At 66.4% G+C, this 14,592-nt stretch carries 11 protein-coding genes; 7 read left to right on the top strand and 4 right to left on the bottom strand.

Annotated features, from left to right (window positions below):
• The first annotated feature begins 4 nt into the window (after window positions 1-4).
• The 3 genes from ACOCG7_RS07345 (at window position 5) to sctC (ending at window position 3,554) form a co-directional block, all read left to right on the top strand.
• On the top strand, window positions 5-532 hold the full coding sequence (locus tag ACOCG7_RS07345; RefSeq protein WP_073428334.1) for a type III secretion protein: 528 nt from the start codon (window positions 5-7) through the stop codon (window positions 530-532).
• A gap of 80 nt (window positions 533-612) precedes the next feature.
• Window positions 613-1,428: a type III secretion system export apparatus subunit SctT gene (sctT, locus tag ACOCG7_RS07340; RefSeq protein ID WP_073428333.1), complete on the top strand. Its 816-nt coding sequence runs from the start codon at window positions 613-615 to the stop codon at window positions 1,426-1,428.
• Window positions 1,429-1,715: 287 nt separating this feature from the next.
• On the top strand, window positions 1,716-3,554 hold the full coding sequence (sctC, locus tag ACOCG7_RS07335) for a type III secretion system outer membrane ring subunit SctC (protein ID WP_154873305.1): 1,839 nt from the start codon (window positions 1,716-1,718) through the stop codon (window positions 3,552-3,554).
• Between the two features lie 192 nt (window positions 3,555-3,746).
• On the opposite strand, the gene ACOCG7_RS07330 is transcribed toward sctC, so the two are convergent.
• A complete protein-coding gene (locus tag ACOCG7_RS07330) occupies window positions 3,747-4,802 on the bottom strand; it encodes a response regulator transcription factor (RefSeq protein WP_421377465.1) in 1,056 nt (351 codons plus the stop codon).
• 658 nt (window positions 4,803-5,460) lie between these two features.
• On the opposite strand from ACOCG7_RS07330, the gene ACOCG7_RS07325 reads away from it, so the two are divergent.
• Window positions 5,461-6,546: a Rieske 2Fe-2S domain-containing protein gene (locus tag ACOCG7_RS07325; protein WP_421377463.1), complete on the top strand. Its 1,086-nt coding sequence runs from the start codon at window positions 5,461-5,463 to the stop codon at window positions 6,544-6,546.
• A gap of 112 nt (window positions 6,547-6,658) precedes the next feature.
• Here the strand turns inward: ACOCG7_RS07325 and ACOCG7_RS07320 are convergent, their stop codons facing one another.
• Window positions 6,659-7,372, bottom strand: a complete 714-nt coding sequence (locus tag ACOCG7_RS07320) for a DUF3455 domain-containing protein (RefSeq protein WP_421377461.1) — start codon at window positions 7,370-7,372, stop codon at window positions 6,659-6,661.
• 388 nt (window positions 7,373-7,760) lie between these two features.
• On the opposite strand from ACOCG7_RS07320, the gene ACOCG7_RS07315 reads away from it, so the two are divergent.
• A complete protein-coding gene (locus tag ACOCG7_RS07315; RefSeq protein WP_421377459.1) occupies window positions 7,761-8,549 on the top strand; it encodes a CHAP domain-containing protein in 789 nt (262 codons plus the stop codon).
• 48 nt (window positions 8,550-8,597) lie between these two features.
• Here ACOCG7_RS07315 and ACOCG7_RS07310 read toward each other — a convergent pair whose 3' ends face one another.
• Window positions 8,598-9,806, bottom strand: a complete 1,209-nt coding sequence (locus tag ACOCG7_RS07310; protein ID WP_421377457.1) for a cytochrome P450 — start codon at window positions 9,804-9,806, stop codon at window positions 8,598-8,600.
• 260 nt (window positions 9,807-10,066) lie between these two features.
• Complete coding sequence (locus tag ACOCG7_RS07305; RefSeq protein WP_421377455.1) at window positions 10,067-10,669, bottom strand: hypothetical protein; 603 nt, start codon at window positions 10,667-10,669, stop codon at window positions 10,067-10,069.
• A gap of 301 nt (window positions 10,670-10,970) precedes the next feature.
• On the opposite strand from ACOCG7_RS07305, the gene ACOCG7_RS07300 reads away from it, so the two are divergent.
• A complete protein-coding gene (locus ACOCG7_RS07300) occupies window positions 10,971-11,393 on the top strand; it encodes an HrpB1 family type III secretion system apparatus protein (RefSeq protein ID WP_208645269.1) in 423 nt (140 codons plus the stop codon).
• Window positions 11,394-11,451: 58 nt separating this feature from the next.
• On the top strand, window positions 11,452-14,574 hold the full coding sequence (locus tag ACOCG7_RS07295) for an LOG family protein (protein WP_421377453.1): 3,123 nt from the start codon (window positions 11,452-11,454) through the stop codon (window positions 14,572-14,574).
• Window positions 14,575-14,592 lie beyond the last annotated feature (18 nt).

Here is a 14,592-nt window from a genome sequence, read left to right as displayed (position 1 = left end):
CGCGATGAGCGCGGCCCCGAACCCGGACACCACGCGGCGGCGCGTCGCCGCGCTCGGCCATACCGTCAGCCGGCGCGGCCGGCTCGACACGCGGCTGCAGGCGGCGTTGACGGCGCGGCGCGACGCACATGCGCAGGCCGTCGCCCGGCATGACGCGCAACGCGAGCGCGTCGAACTCGCAGGCGACGAACTGCGCGCCTATCGCGAGCGCGTCGCGCGGATGATGAGCGGCGGCAGCGCATTCCAGCTTGCCGACCTCAACGCGACGATGCGTTACGCGGACGTGGTCGCCGCGCGCGTGCAGCAATTGGAAAGCGAACTGGCCGCGCTCGAGACGGCGATGCGCGCCGCGGCCGAAGAACTGGCCGCGGCGGCGCGCGCGCTCGCCAACAACCGCGGGCGGATGGATCTGTGCCGCGAGCGCATCGCCACGCTGCGGCGCTCGCTCGATCAGCACGCCGCCGACGAGGCCGATGAAGACGCCGAGGAAACCGCGCTCGCGCGCCTGCGGTTGATGCCGCGGCCCGCGTGACCGCGCGGCGTCCGTTGTTCACCGTCCGCTCATCGTTAGCTCACTGTGCGCTCACCGTTCAATCGCCGCTAGTCATCCGAATGTACGAATCCCTCACCACGCTGCCGCAACTCGGCACCACGCTGATTCAGTCGCTGACCGTGCTCGGCGTGTGTTCGGTGCGGCTCTTCGTGATCCTGTATCTGTTCCCGCCGACCGCTGACGGCATCCTGCAAGGGGTGGTGCGCAACGGCATCGTCATGCTGTTCAGTTCGTTCATCGCGTATGGACAGCCGGCGTCGCTGTTCACGTCGCTCTCCGGCACGACGCTGGTGGTGATCGGTCTGCGCGAGGCGGGGATCGGCTTGCTGCTCGGTTTCGCGGCCTCGACCGTGTTCTGGGTCGCGGAGAGCGCGGGGACCTACGTCGACGACCTGACCGGCTACAACAACGTGCAGATCACGAACCCGATGCGCGAGGAGCAGTCGACGCCGACCGGCACGCTGCTCGCCCAGGTGGCGAGCGTCGCGTTCTGGACCTTCGGCGGCATGACCTTTCTGCTCGGCGCGCTGTACGAGTCGTATCACTGGTGGCCGTTGACGGCGAGCACGCCGGTGCCGGCCAACGTGCTGGAAAGCTTCGCCTTGCAGCAGACCGACTCGTTGATGCAGACCACCGCGAAGCTCGCGGCGCCGATGATGCTGATGCTGCTGCTGGTCGATTTCGCGTTCGGTTTCGCGGCGAAGTCCGCGCAAAAGCTCGATCTGATGACGCTGAGCCAGCCGGTGAAGGGCGCGCTGACGGTGCTGATGCTCGCGCTGTTCGTCGGCATTTTCGTCGATCAGGTGCGCGATCAGCTCGTGCTGTCGAACCTCGGCGACCAGTTGCGCACGATCGCCGGCGTCACGAAGAAGTAGCCTGCCGCCGCTGCCGCCGCCGCGGGTGCGCCGGCCAGGCCGGTAAAAAGCCGCTTCCGTTGAAAACAGCCGGGCCCGAAACCTCAACACTTCTCAAATGACGGCCAACCGTCAGATTTGTTGAGAATGTGCGGCATGCGCCTGGATACATTTGGCATCGCCGGCACCGGTTGCATGGCGTTCGGCGCGCGCCGCGCCGTCTGTGAAACGCGGCGCCGGGCCCGCACCGCTCCGTATCGTTTCGCGGCCTCCCGAGCCGCGGCTAACCCTTGACCAACGTGAAACCCATGAAGAAGAAACGGCTCATGCGCGCTGTCCGGCTGGCGGCGTCTCTCGCGATCGCATTGCCCGCTTTGTTGGGCGTGCGCGCCGAAGCGGCGGCGATTCACTGGCGCAGTTCCGTCGTTCATGTCTCGGCCGAAGGGCAGGACGTGAAGGACGTGCTGCGCGACTTCACGGCGGGGCAGGGCGTGCCGGCGACCATTTCCGGCGACGTGCACGGCACCGTGAGCGGACGCTTCGACATGCCGCCGCAACGCTTTCTCGACACGCTTGCGTCGACCTTCGGCTTCGTGTGGTTCTACGACGGCAGCGTGCTGTCGATCAGCGATGTCAACACGGTGACGCGGCGCGTGATCAAGCTCGATCACGCGAGCGCGGCGGATCTGCGTTCGGCGCTCAGCCAGTTGCGCGTCGAGAATCCGCGCTTTCCGGTGACCTGGGACGAGAGCCAGGGCACCGCGCTCGTCAGCGGACCGCAGCCGTATGTGCAACTGGTCGCGGAAATCGCGCGCCGTCTCGACGAGAACGCGGCGCAACGCTCGGGCTCGTCGATTCGCGTGTTCCAGTTGCGTCACGCGTGGGCCGCCGATCACAACGTGGAGATCGACGGCAAGACCGTCACGGTCTCGGGCGTGGCGAACGTGCTGTCGAGCATGTATCACCCGCGCAGCCAGTCGCGCGACAACGCGTCCGGCTACGACGCGGCGACCAGCCGCATCGCGAAGGAGCCGACGATGCGCCGCCTGCAGCCGATGCGCGACGTCACCGGCAGCATGGACGGCGGCGGCTTCCAGAACAGCGGCGTGAATCCGCCGTTGCCCGCGGGCATGACGGCGAACGGCGGCGTCACGCCGGGCATCGGCGGGCTGTTGAACGGCATGGCGGCGGGCGGCGCGTCGGGCATGCAGAACGTCGGCAACTCAGCCGGCAATTCGGGCGGCAATGACGACTCCGCCGACACGACCGTCTCCGGCAGCCAGTCGCTGCCGGTGATCGAAGCCGATCCGCGCACGAACTCCGTGCTGATCCGCGACCTGCCGCAGCGGCTGCCGCAGTACCAGACCCTGATCGACCAGCTCGACGTCAGGCCGCGCCTGATCGAGATCGAAGCGCACATCATCGAAATCGACGACAACGCGCTCAAGCAGATCGGCGTCGACTGGCGCGCGCACAACAGCCACGTCGATTTTCAGACCGGCAACGGCACGACCCAGCAGAACGGCTACAACGGCAACATCGATCCGATCTTCGGCACGCAGACGCTCGCCGACGGCACGACCGTGATCAGCACCACGCCGGTCGGCGGCTCGCTGACGGCCGTGCTCGGCAGCGCGGGCCGCTATCTGCTCGCGCGCGTGAACGCGTTGCAGCAGAGCAATCTCGCGAAGATCGACGCGAGCCCGAAGGTCGCGACGCTCAACAACGTCGAAGCGGTGATGGACCAGAAAACGCGCTTCTTCGTGCGCGTGTCGGGCTACACGTCGGCGGATCTGTATAGCGTGTCGACCGGCGTATCGCTGCGCGTGCTGCCGCTCGTCGTCGAGGACAACGGCAAGACGAGCATCAAGCTGAACGTGCACATCGAGGACGGCTCGGTGACCTCGCAGCAGGTCGACAACATTCCGGTGATCACGACGAGCACGATCAACACCGAGTCGTTCGTGGGCCAGGGCGAGAGCCTGCTGATCGCGGGCTACCGGGTCGATACAGCGACCAACGGCGAAACCGGCGTGCCGGGTCTGTCGAAGATTCCGCTGCTCGGCGCGTTGTTCCGTTATCGCGCCGACGAGCGCAGCCACATGGAACGCCTGTTCCTGCTGTCGCCGCGCATCATCGAGTTTTGAGCCGCTTGGTGGCGTGCAAGCGCGGCGCGGTTTTTCGTGTCGCGCTTGCATGCCGCCTGGTTGCGCGTGTGCCGCGGCTGCGTGTCGGGGCGCGGGGCGGATTGCAAACTGCGCGATCGCTGGCTCAAGTCGCCGGCGTCGCGCGGCTGTATGCCGGGGCGCGGGCCGGACTTTTCATGCTCGATCGCAAGCTCAAGTGCCGCCACGCGTGCGCATGCCGGGGAACGCGTCCCACAGCGTGTAGGGCACCTTCGTGACGACGCTCGACGAGGCCGAGAAGACGCCCGCCGAATCGCTCCACGACGGCGCAGTGCGTGCGACGACGCTGTCCGCCGCATGCACCTCCGCGCGCGGTGGCGGCGCATCGGCGGCGCGGGTGGTGCAGGGCATCGATTCGAGGCAGGCTAGCGCCGCCTCCGCGCGTTCGGCTGTCGCCATCCGTTCGAATGCGGGGCCTGCGCGTTCGGCTGTCGTCATCGGCTCGAATGCGGTGTCCGCGTGAGCAACTTCGGTTTCGGTTTCGGCTTCGGCGTCGGCTTCCTCCAGCGGCGCATCCGTCATCTCGGCGATCTCGATCCGGTAACCGTGCGCGTACAGCGTGCGCAAATGCACGCCCCACGGACCATTGAGTTCGAGCTTCTTGCGCAGCTTGTAGATGTGCTGCTCCAGCGTGCGTCCGATGATGTCCTCCGAACTGCTCCAGACCGCGCCGGCGATCTGGCGGCGGCTCACATACTCGCCGGGATGCGAGAACAGCAACCATGCGATTGCGAATTCGCGCGACGTGAGCCGCACCGCCTTGCCGTTCACGTGCACCGTGCACGTGCGGCGGTCGAGCCGGTAGAGGCCGCATTCCAGCCGGTCGCCGCTGTCCGCGGCCTGTAGCTGCACGCGCAGCAGCGCGAGATGCACGCGCAGCGTCAACTCGCGCGAATCGACCGGCGACAGGACGACGTCGTCGGCGCCGGCGTCGAACAAACGCGCGATGCCGGCACGGTCGTGGCCGCCGCCGACCACGATCAAGGGCGCACGGCGGTCCGAGTAGCACGCGCGTCGCGCGAGCACCGGCCGCAGCGGACTGATACCGGTATCCGCGTCGATCAGGATCGCGCTGTATTCGTCGCGATAGATGGCGCGTGCGAAGGCGACGTCGTCGGCGAAACGGTGACAGACGGCGCCATCGGCTTCAAAACAGCGGCAGATCAACCCGAACAGTGTTGCGCTTCTGGTCATCACTGCAAGTTTCATTTTTCCTCCGTGCGATACGATGCGCCCGGGCGACTCGTGAGCGGCGGGCGGACGTTCTTCATGGAACCGGTCTTCGACGCGATGCGCACCGCTCGTTATGCGTTACGCAATGCGAGTGATTCGACAGTAGAGGGAGCCGCGCATCAAGGATGTAACGTATTGTTTCTCTTGAGCGGCCCCATTTGCCGGCGGCAAAGATCAATCACGAAAAGGCGATTTTGCGTTCGCCTGTTTTTCGTAGTTCGGCACTCGCCAGGGGCGGATATTTTCGAGTGTCAGTAAAGCCGATCGCCTGCCACGGATGCGAACCTTACAAACAAGAAGGTTGGTCATTGCCGGGAAAGGCCGTGTTTACAAGGCATCGGCACTCAACCTTACAGCTATGTAATTTAAACGTAAGTTTTAAGCCGCGTTTCCGGGCACCCGTTCGCGTCTATTTTTCATGGCCCGTTGCCGATAGGCGAAAGCCTGTCGCAATTCAGTATCGCGCCTTGCGTTTTATCCGTCGTCGTCCAATGCGAAGCAATAGACAATTCGGCGCTATTTGCCGATATGAGTATTGTTGAGCGTATTGCCGGGCGGATTTCCTTAGTATCGGCACGGAATGCGGCTGCGTACCGAATGGACAACCGCGCGCGCATTCGCGTGGAGATTCCCGATGCCGTATCTGCTCAATGCCTGGTATGTCGCCGCGCTGTCCAGCGAGGTCACGACGCAAGCGCCGTTCGCGCGCACACTGCTGGACCAGCCGGTCGTGTTATATCGCGACGCCAGCGGCGAGGCCGTCGCGCTCGACGATCGCTGTCCGCATCGTTTCGCGCCGCTCTCGCGCGGGCAAGTCGTCGATGGCGCGCTGGCTTGCCCGTATCACGGTCTGCGTTTCGGATCGAACGGTCATTGCGTGTTCAATCCGCACGGCGACGGCCGCGTACCCGCGCATGCGCGCACCCGGTGCTATCCGACCCGCGAGCGTTACGGCGCGGTATGGTTCTGGCCGGGCGATCCCGAGCGCGCGCAAACAGCGCCGCTGCCGGCCTTCGACTTTCTCGATCCGCTGCGCAACTTCACCAGCGAAAACTATCTGCCTACGCGGGCGAACTACCAGTTGAGCGCCGACAACCTGCTCGATCTCAGTCACTTCCAGTACTTGCATGCCGGTACGCTCGGCAGCGACGAAATGGCTCGCAGCACGGTGCGCGCGGCGGTCGACGGCGAGACGGTATCGGTGCATCGCGAGGCCACGGGCGAGCACTTGCAACCGATGCTGATGCGCGCTTTCAATCTGGCGCATGGCACGCGCGCGGACCGTCAGCTCGATGTGCGATGGACGCCGCCGGGTCTCCTGAGCATCGCCGTCGCGGTGTGCGAGAGCGGTGTGCCGGAACTGACGCGCGTGAGCCTCTCGGCACACTGGCTGACGCCCGAGTCCGTCGCGAGCACCCATTATTTTTTCGCGTTCGGATTGCCTCGCGACATGGGCGAGCAAGGCGCGGAGCTCGTGCGTCAGGCGGCGCGCAATCTGATCGCGCCGTTTCGCGACGAGGACTTGCCGATGCTCGAGACACAGCAGCGGACGATCGGCGAGCGCGACTTCTGGTCGCTGCGTCCCGCGATGCTGCCGATCGACGCCGGCGCGGTGCACGCGCGCCGCATCATGCAACGCTTGATCGCAGAGGAACAGCGGCAGGCGGAAGAAGAACGCGGGTCGCCGCAGCGAAAGGCGGCGCACGCGGCGTGCGAATGACGCCGAGGCGTTGCCGGCCACGAAAAAAGAAGCCGCGATAGGCACGTCGTTCGAGCCGAGTGCTTCGACGGGCCTCGGTGTGCTTCGACGTGTGATGCGCCGCGGTTGCGTGCTACTGCACGGCGGATGCCGCGTTCAGCGGTGGCGCGGCGGCGGCGTCAGCGGGCGAGGGGGCCACCGCTGACGGGTCTGCTGCCCGATAGAAAAGATAGGTCGCCGAATACGGCACGAAAAGCGACAGACCTTCCTGGCCGCATGCGGGGTCCGGCGGCAGACCGCCCGAGGTCAACACGCGCTGGATCGAGGTCGTTCGCGCAAAGCGTCCCTCGCCAGTGCGTTCGCCGGTATTGAAGCGCGTGGCGAGACGTTGCCACGGCAGCGCGCCGGGCGTGACGGACTCATCGCCGACGACGCGGCCGATCACGTAGCTGCCGTCGTACGCGTTGAACATCCGGTTCGGCATGACCGTGCCGACGCTGTTGCGGGCCTGATCGACGAGCGTCGCTTCCGCGCCGGTGGGCGTCCATGAGAGGGTCGGGCCGCTTCTGCGGCAACTGTAGGTTTCATCGCCGACCGCGCTCAGCACATCCTGTAGCACTTCCTCGCGCTCGACGCGCAACGAGACGGGCAGCGTGTCGTTCGCGGGCGGCACGAGTTGCTGTTGTTGCGTCACTTTGAGCTGCATCGGCCCCGGTGTCGGAGCGGCGCATGCGGCGACGAGTCCCGCGAGCGCGAGAACGGCGAAAGTCGCGCGGCCGGAGACGGCGCGAGCGGCGCTAGGCGGGCGCGCGACAACACGGACGGTGACGAGTGAACGGTTCAGCACGGCGGTCTCAAGGCAATGCAATGGCGCGAGTAGACACGAAACTTGCGTGTGCGGGGGCGCGCGATGCGAACCCGCGGATGATTCCGCGCAACGGCCTGAGATCCGGCCTGCCATGCGGCATGAAATTCGCCGTGAGATTCGACACGCGATTCGCGCCTGGCTTCGGCGGTTCGTCGTGCTCGCGTCGGATCGGTGCCGGGTTGGTCCTGGATTCGCCTTGGCGTCACATTGGCCGCTTCGCTTTATCGCGCATTTGTGCGCATCGCTCACGGCTCCCCGCAAGGCTTGCTTCTACATTCGAGCTTGCATCCAGAAGACCATGCCGCATCGGGCGAGCGGTCTTCGGTGCGATTCGCGCGAGTGGCTTCGCCATGCCAAAGGAGTCGTGATGTCCTATACCGCATTTCCGGCGCAGTCTTTTCCGACGCAGGGTCTGTTGGGTACGTCCTATTCTTCGGGTTCGTTCGGAAAGCCCTTGAACCTGCGCGACGCGTTCTCGAATCTGCCGGCGGGAAACTGGAACGCGGCGGGCAATAGCGGGGGCATGGGCGATCCGCAAATGGAGCAACTGTTCCTGCAATTTCTGCTCGCGCTGACGAGTGCGTCGTCGCCAACGGATTCGTACAGCCCGCCGCAAATGCCCAGCGGCGGCGGTATCACGCAAGCCAGCTACCGCGGATCGAATGGTTCCAGCGGCGGTTCCAGCGGCTCGGAGGGCGCGGTCCAGCGCGGCGATGCCAACGTCGCGCCCGCAGGCAACGGCAACGCGGCGGGTGTGGCGCAGACCCAGTTGCACAAGTCGGCGGCGAGCATCATGCAGAACCAGGGCGTGCCGATGGAGAAGGGCGTCGACACGACGGTGTGCTGCGCGAACTTCGTGTCGGCCTGTCTGGTGAAAGCCGGCGATATACCGCAATCGCAGCACACCAACCTCGTGTCGACCCTCGACAGCGAACTCAAGCGCGATGGCTGGCACAACGTGAGCCGCAGCGAAGCAAAGCCCGGCGATGTCTGCATCGTCGGCGCGGACGAACACGTCGAGATCGTCGCGAGCAACGACCACGGCAAGATCACGCTGATCGGCTCGAACAACACGCAGGGCGGCAGCGGCCCGCAGGTCGTGTCCTACGACACCTACACCGGCAATACCGGCAACGTGAAATTCCTCTCCGATTGAGCGACGCCGATGTTTGCGTTTGTGTTTTTTGTGTTTGTGTTTTTTGTGTTAACCGCCGGCGCGCTCCAGCACCAGCCGGTCATAACCATGAAATGAACCGTGCTGCTGCCGTACCTGCGGACCGGGCGCGAGCCGCAGATCGGGCATGTGAGCTAGCAGCGAGCGCAGCAGCGATTCGAGCTGCATGCGCGCGAGCGCGAGTCCCATGCAGCTATGCGGACCCGCGCCGAATGTCAGCGAACGCCCGGCTTCGCGTTCGAAGCGGATCTCGTCGGGCGCATCGAACGCGGCCGGATCACGGTTCGCCGCGCCGAGCAGCGGCACCACCAGTTCGCCTCGCCGAATCCGCTGGCCGTCGATCTCGACGTCTTCCCACGCATAACGGAACACCGCCTGCACGGCTGCGTCGTGGCGATACAGTTCGCGCACCGCTTGCGGCACGAGCGCCGGATCAGCCCGCAGCGCCTGCCATGCCCGCGGCGCGCGCAGCAGCGCGGCGAGCCCGTTGCCGATCGACAGCAACGTCGTGCCGTAACCGGCAATGAAGAGAAACAGGATGTTGACGAGCATCTCGCGGCGCCCGATTCCGCCTTCCCGTTCGAGATGCAGAAAGCGCGACGCCGCATGATCCGGCATCGCGTCGGGATCGATGCCGGCGATGAACGATTCGACTTGCGCGAGAAAGGCTTCGGTCTGCGTGATCGCGCTCATGCGTTCGGCGGGCGCGAGCGGCGCGCCGCTGATCAGTTGCCATGCACCGGTCGACGCTTCGAGGTAGCGCGCGCCGCGCGCGTCCGGAAAGCCTAGCAGCCGGCAGATCGTGCGCACCGGCAGCACGCTCGCGATGTCGGCCACGAGATCGAAGCGCGGCGTGTCGCGCAGGCGCTCGACGAGCCGCGCGATTTCGTCGTCGATGAACGCTTGCAGCGCCGCCAGCGCCTTGCGCGAAAAGAGCGGCGCGAGGAACCGCCGCAAGCGGTCGTGTTCCGCGCCGTTCTGGAACACGATCATGTCGGTGTAGCCGAGCGCGTCGTCGAATGGCGTGGCCGAAGGCGGCATGCGCGCGGAGAAGCGCGCGTCCTCGAGAATGCGCGTGACGAGCGCGTGCGACGAAGCGAGCCATACGCCGCTCGCGTCGCGGCACAGCGGCCGGTTCGCGCGCAGCCAGGCATAGACCGGGTACGGATCGGCGGAGCCCGTGCCGATGATCGAGGGCAGGGCGCTGTAAAAGTCCGGGTCGGCAAACGTGACGGTCATGGCCGGCTTCGGCTGAGGGGAAGGCGCGGGCGTGCCCGCGAGACGGCGCCGATGGTGCGCAACTCGCGCGCGACTGGCACGCCAGTCATGCGCAACCGGTGTGCAGCCAGCGTGTCGATCATGCGCAGTTCGTGCGCAGCCGGCGCGCGATCATCCGCGACCCGCGCGCCGATCAGGCGCAACTCGCGCGCGCGAATGCCGCGGAAATCGGCGCGAACCCCATGCGAACCTCACGCGAACCCCACACGAATCGGCGCGCGTCAGATCGTGATCGTGCCGGGCTGTTGCATGAGCGGCTGCACCTGCGGAGTCGTCGTCGTGTTGCCGCTGAGGTTCAGGTCGCCGGCGCCGATGTTGACATCCTCGGCCGAGAACTTGACGTTGCCGTTGGACTGCTCGTCGGGCTTCACGAAGTCGCCGCGAATCAACATACCGAAATCGAGGTGGTTGTTGGTCGCCAGCGTCTGGACCTCCTTCTCGCCATCGGGCGTGAAGCTGACGCTGCCGTCGGCGCCGATCGAACCCACCGACTTGCCCTTCTTGTCGTACAGGTTGCCCGACGGGTCCGCGAGCAGATCGACTTCGCCGCCGGAGCGCGACGTGAGCTTGACGGAGCGCAGCGGCGGGTTGCCGCTCGTCGACTGGCCGGGGTAGCCCGGCACCTGGCCCGTGCCGGGGAATTGACCCGAGCCCGGAAACTGGCCCGACGAGCCGGGCATCTGGCTGAATGCGCCGAGGTCGTTGAGAAGCTGCTGGATGTCAGCGTTGATCCGGCTCGGATCCGCGCCGCCGTACGACTGGGTGTTGGGCGAGTATTCGAGCGTCTGCGTCTGGAACGACGGCTGGACTGTGTTGAAGGTCATGGTTCCTCTCACAAGGTTGATCATGCGGGTAATCGAAAACTGATGAGGCGGCAGAACGCGCCGACTTCAACAGACACAGGCTAGGGGAAGCGGATGCGCCCGCGTCGGCGAATGCGAAGCGGCGTGTGAGCGCACGAAACGTTGGCGACTTCGCGGCGCGTCGCCGCGCGCGGCGCTTCGAGGCGGCGGATGCGCTTCGCGATCTTGTGCCGCGCTTCGTGTGCTCGCGGTCATGGCGAAGGGTACGCATCGACAATGCTGCGTGTTTCCCGATGCCTTTTCGTTTGCGCAGGTACATGCAATGAAAAACGATCAATGCAGTTTGTCGGTGCTGGGTGTGCTGCTGTCGGTGTTTTCGGTCGGCTTGCGGCTCGGCGCGCATGCCGAACTCGAAGAGCTGTTGCTCGTGCTGCGGCTGCTGCATCCCAATCCGTCCGTCGTCGATATCTGCGAAGTGCGTCTGCTCGTCAACTCGCAGCGCTGGATGGATGCGTTGCGCCTGTTGCGGCAACTCGACGAGCAGGGGCAGGGTTCGCCCGTCGTCATCGCGCTGCAGGGCTGGTGTCTTTACATGCTGGGCGATCGCGACTGGCGCCGCTGCGTGGGCGCCATCCTGCACAGCGGCGACCCCACCGCGCTCGCGATCGCCGCGAAGTTCATGGGCGTCGAGGGCGACGCGGTGCCCGCGCGCATCGCGGAGGCGCTCGGCAACGAGTACAGCTAAGACGCGTGAGCATTCCCGCGCGACGCGCGGCATCCATCATTCTCGAAAGGACTTCCCGTTGGACGACAAAATCAGCAGCGGCGGCGCGGGCGAACCGCGGCCGTGGCCGGAGCACGACCCTGGAGCGCGGCCTGCGGGGCCGCCGCCCGCATCGCGGCGCCCGCCTGGGTCGCCGCAGCTGGACGGTCTGCCGCCATCGCGCGCCAGTGCGGCGGAGTCGGTACCGATGGCGGAGCCGGGCAGCGAGATCGTGTTGCGCGACGCCGGGGTATCTCACGCGCACGACGATCGCGCGATCCGCAACGCGCAGACCGAAGGGCGCATCCGGCGCGCGAAGGACATGCTGCGGATTCTCGTCGACGAAAGCAGCAACGACAAGCCGGTAACCGGGCCCGGCGACGAATGGCTCGTCGATCTGCTTTCGCGGATGAAGACCGGCAATTTCATCACGCAGAACGCACACGAATACGTGCATCGCGCGTACGCTGGCGCGGGGCGAACCGACCGCATCCATACCGGCTGGAGCGAACTGTCGGGCGATACGACTGCGGCGGCGCTCGACGTCAAACGCCGCTTCGCCGACAGGCAGGTCGTGGTGAGCGGCTTTCGCGGGCGCAAGCCGGATGATCCGCGGCGCCTCGATCAATTCGACGCCGCCGATGCGATCGTGCTGACACGCGGCGATTTCCACGCGCCGTACCAGTTCATCGAGGCAATCGACTTTCTGCGTTCCGCGCGCGCGGCGGCGAGTGCGGTCGGACAGCCGCGCGAACGGGCGCTGGTGGTCGCCAATTTCGGTTTCTACCGGCCGTTGCTGCGGGGCATGTTCGGCGCCGCGCCGCGCGGTGTGGACGAGAAGGAACACTACCGGAAGGCGCTCGACAGTACCTTGCGGCAAGGGCAGCGGCCGGGCGTGCCGCACGCCGCGACGACCGTGCAGATCGTCGACTCGCTCGACGACGTCGCCCGCACCGGCGCACTGACCCGCCGTGGCCCGACGGCCTTGGGCACGACACCGGCGACACCGGCGTTACCTGCGTCCGACACCGCCACGCGCAATGTGGCGCAACTCTTCGTCGGCACCACCAAGCAGCTGAAGATCGAGCATTGGCGCTCCGGTTTCGGCAGCGCCACGCTCAGGATCAGTTCGCTGATCGAGCTGATCGACGATCTTGGAGAACCCGAGGAGCGTCACGGCAGCTACGTCGCGAACGTGCGCGGCTTGCGGCCCGACGCCGGCGTGGAAAATTCCGGCAAGGCGGAATCGTTCGTGCGGGTGATCCGGCGCGTGCTCGACGGCGAGCATCCGACGATCTCGCGCGAAGCGTTGCTGCAGCGGCTGGCATCGTTCGGCGTCGATGCGGAGCGCGGCGACAGGCTGCACTTCATCGCCGACGATCGCGGACTCGAATTTCCCGACTGGCCGCTGCTGGAGCCGTATTTCCCGGCGCACATCAAGGAGGAGGCGCTCGCGGAAGTTCAGCGCCGGGTCGGCGGACAGGACCCGGCGATTCAGGCCGTGCCCGGCGTCGAGACGACCTGGTGGATCAATACGGCGGGCGGCACCACGCAGCTTCTCGAACACTTCATGCAAGCCTACGAGCGGCGCGCGGCCGCCACCGGCGAGCGGCTCGAACCAAGCGTGGTGAGCGTGTGCGTCGCGAGCCTCGTCGACATGGATCTTTCGACGGGCGCCGCGGACGTGCGCAATTTTTCCGGCGCCACCACCTTCGAGTTCCGTCGTCCGCCGGCGGGCGCCGTCAATGCCGCCGACAGCGAGGCGTGGTTCGTGCCCGCCGCGGCCATCAACCCGGAGTCGCGCTCCGTGCAGGAACTGATGGACCGGTCACACGAAGGCGCCTACACCGCGTCGCTGCCGTGGGTGAAAGCGATCGACGCCATGCGCGCGGACGGCGTCACGTTCGAGAACGCGGCGCGCAGATCGCGCGTGCCGGATTATCGCGTGTCCTTGATCGGTCAGCCGGGCAGCACGCGTGGCGCCGCATGGCAGGAGCGTATCCGCGCGCTCGCGCCGGCGAACGCGACGCGGCCCGATCCGGCAGGCGAGCACGCGCCGCCTGTTGTCATCGGCCAGGCATCGGCTGCGCGAGCGTTCGATCCGTATGCGATCGGAGAGCGCGTGCAGCACGCCGATGCCGTGGTGTTCGATGCCGTGCCCGGCACGCTCGGCGCGCAGGCTACCGTCCTTTACGAATACTTTTCGGCGCTCGTGCTGACGAGCCTGCATCCCGACTACAAGAACGTGCGTGTGCTCGTCAATGAAGGCGATCCGCATCTCGCCATCCTGCAGGAACTCGTCAGGACCCAGCATCACTACGGGTTGAGCGAAAACCCGCTGACGCTGTCGCGGCGTTACGACGAGGAAAGTCAGGCGACCGCCGAACTCGAACGGCACTGGGCGCAGTATGAGCGGATCGAGGTCCCGCAAGACGGCGCGGCGGCCCCGCCCAACCAGTTCGACGTGCGCCTCGAACTGGATGCGGGCCGCGCGGCGCGGCGTCCCGCGGTGGTGGTGCTGGCGTCGGGCAAGGCGGTCGAGCCTTCGCTCGTGGCCGAGACGACATCGGTGGCGCGCTGGATCGCCGGACGCGGCGACGATGCGATCTATGGCGGCGGCGCCAAAGGTCTGATGGGCGAGTTCTATCAACACTATCAGCGCCATGCCGCGTCGAGCCGCACCGGCGGCAAGGTGGCCGGCATCAGCACGACGATGGTCATCGGCAAGGAAACGACGACCAGCGAACTGCCCGCCGCGCTCGACGTCGGCCACGTCAGCCCGGACATCATCACGCGGATGCATCAGCTGTTCGAGGCGGACATGGCGGTCTTTCTCGCGGGCGGCGTCGGCACGGCCGAGGAAATCGGCTTCGCGCTCGCCTTGAAGGCAGCCGGCGTGCAGCCGATGCGCGACAAACCGATGATCCTGGTCAACTCGCTGATGCCGGACGGCAAGCGGCTCTGCGACGGTTATCTGGAATACTTCGGCGCCGGCGATCCGGCGCTCGACCGCCAACGCCGCATCGAAGCAGGCGCGAGCAGGCTCAAGGCGCTGAACGTGCACGTGGTGCAGGCGGGCCGCGACGACTTCGATCGGACGTTCGGCGATGAATTCATGCGTATCCGAACGCTGTATGGGATCGGCTCGACGCCGCAGGCATAGTGCCGCCCGCGCGCCGGG

Source organism: Paraburkholderia sp. DD10, from assembly GCF_049177125.1.
Classification (GTDB): Bacteria; Pseudomonadota; Gammaproteobacteria; order Burkholderiales; family Burkholderiaceae; genus Paraburkholderia; species Paraburkholderia terricola.
The sequence above is the reverse complement of the archived record's forward strand: the minus strand, read 5'-3'. Positions and strand labels throughout refer to the sequence as shown.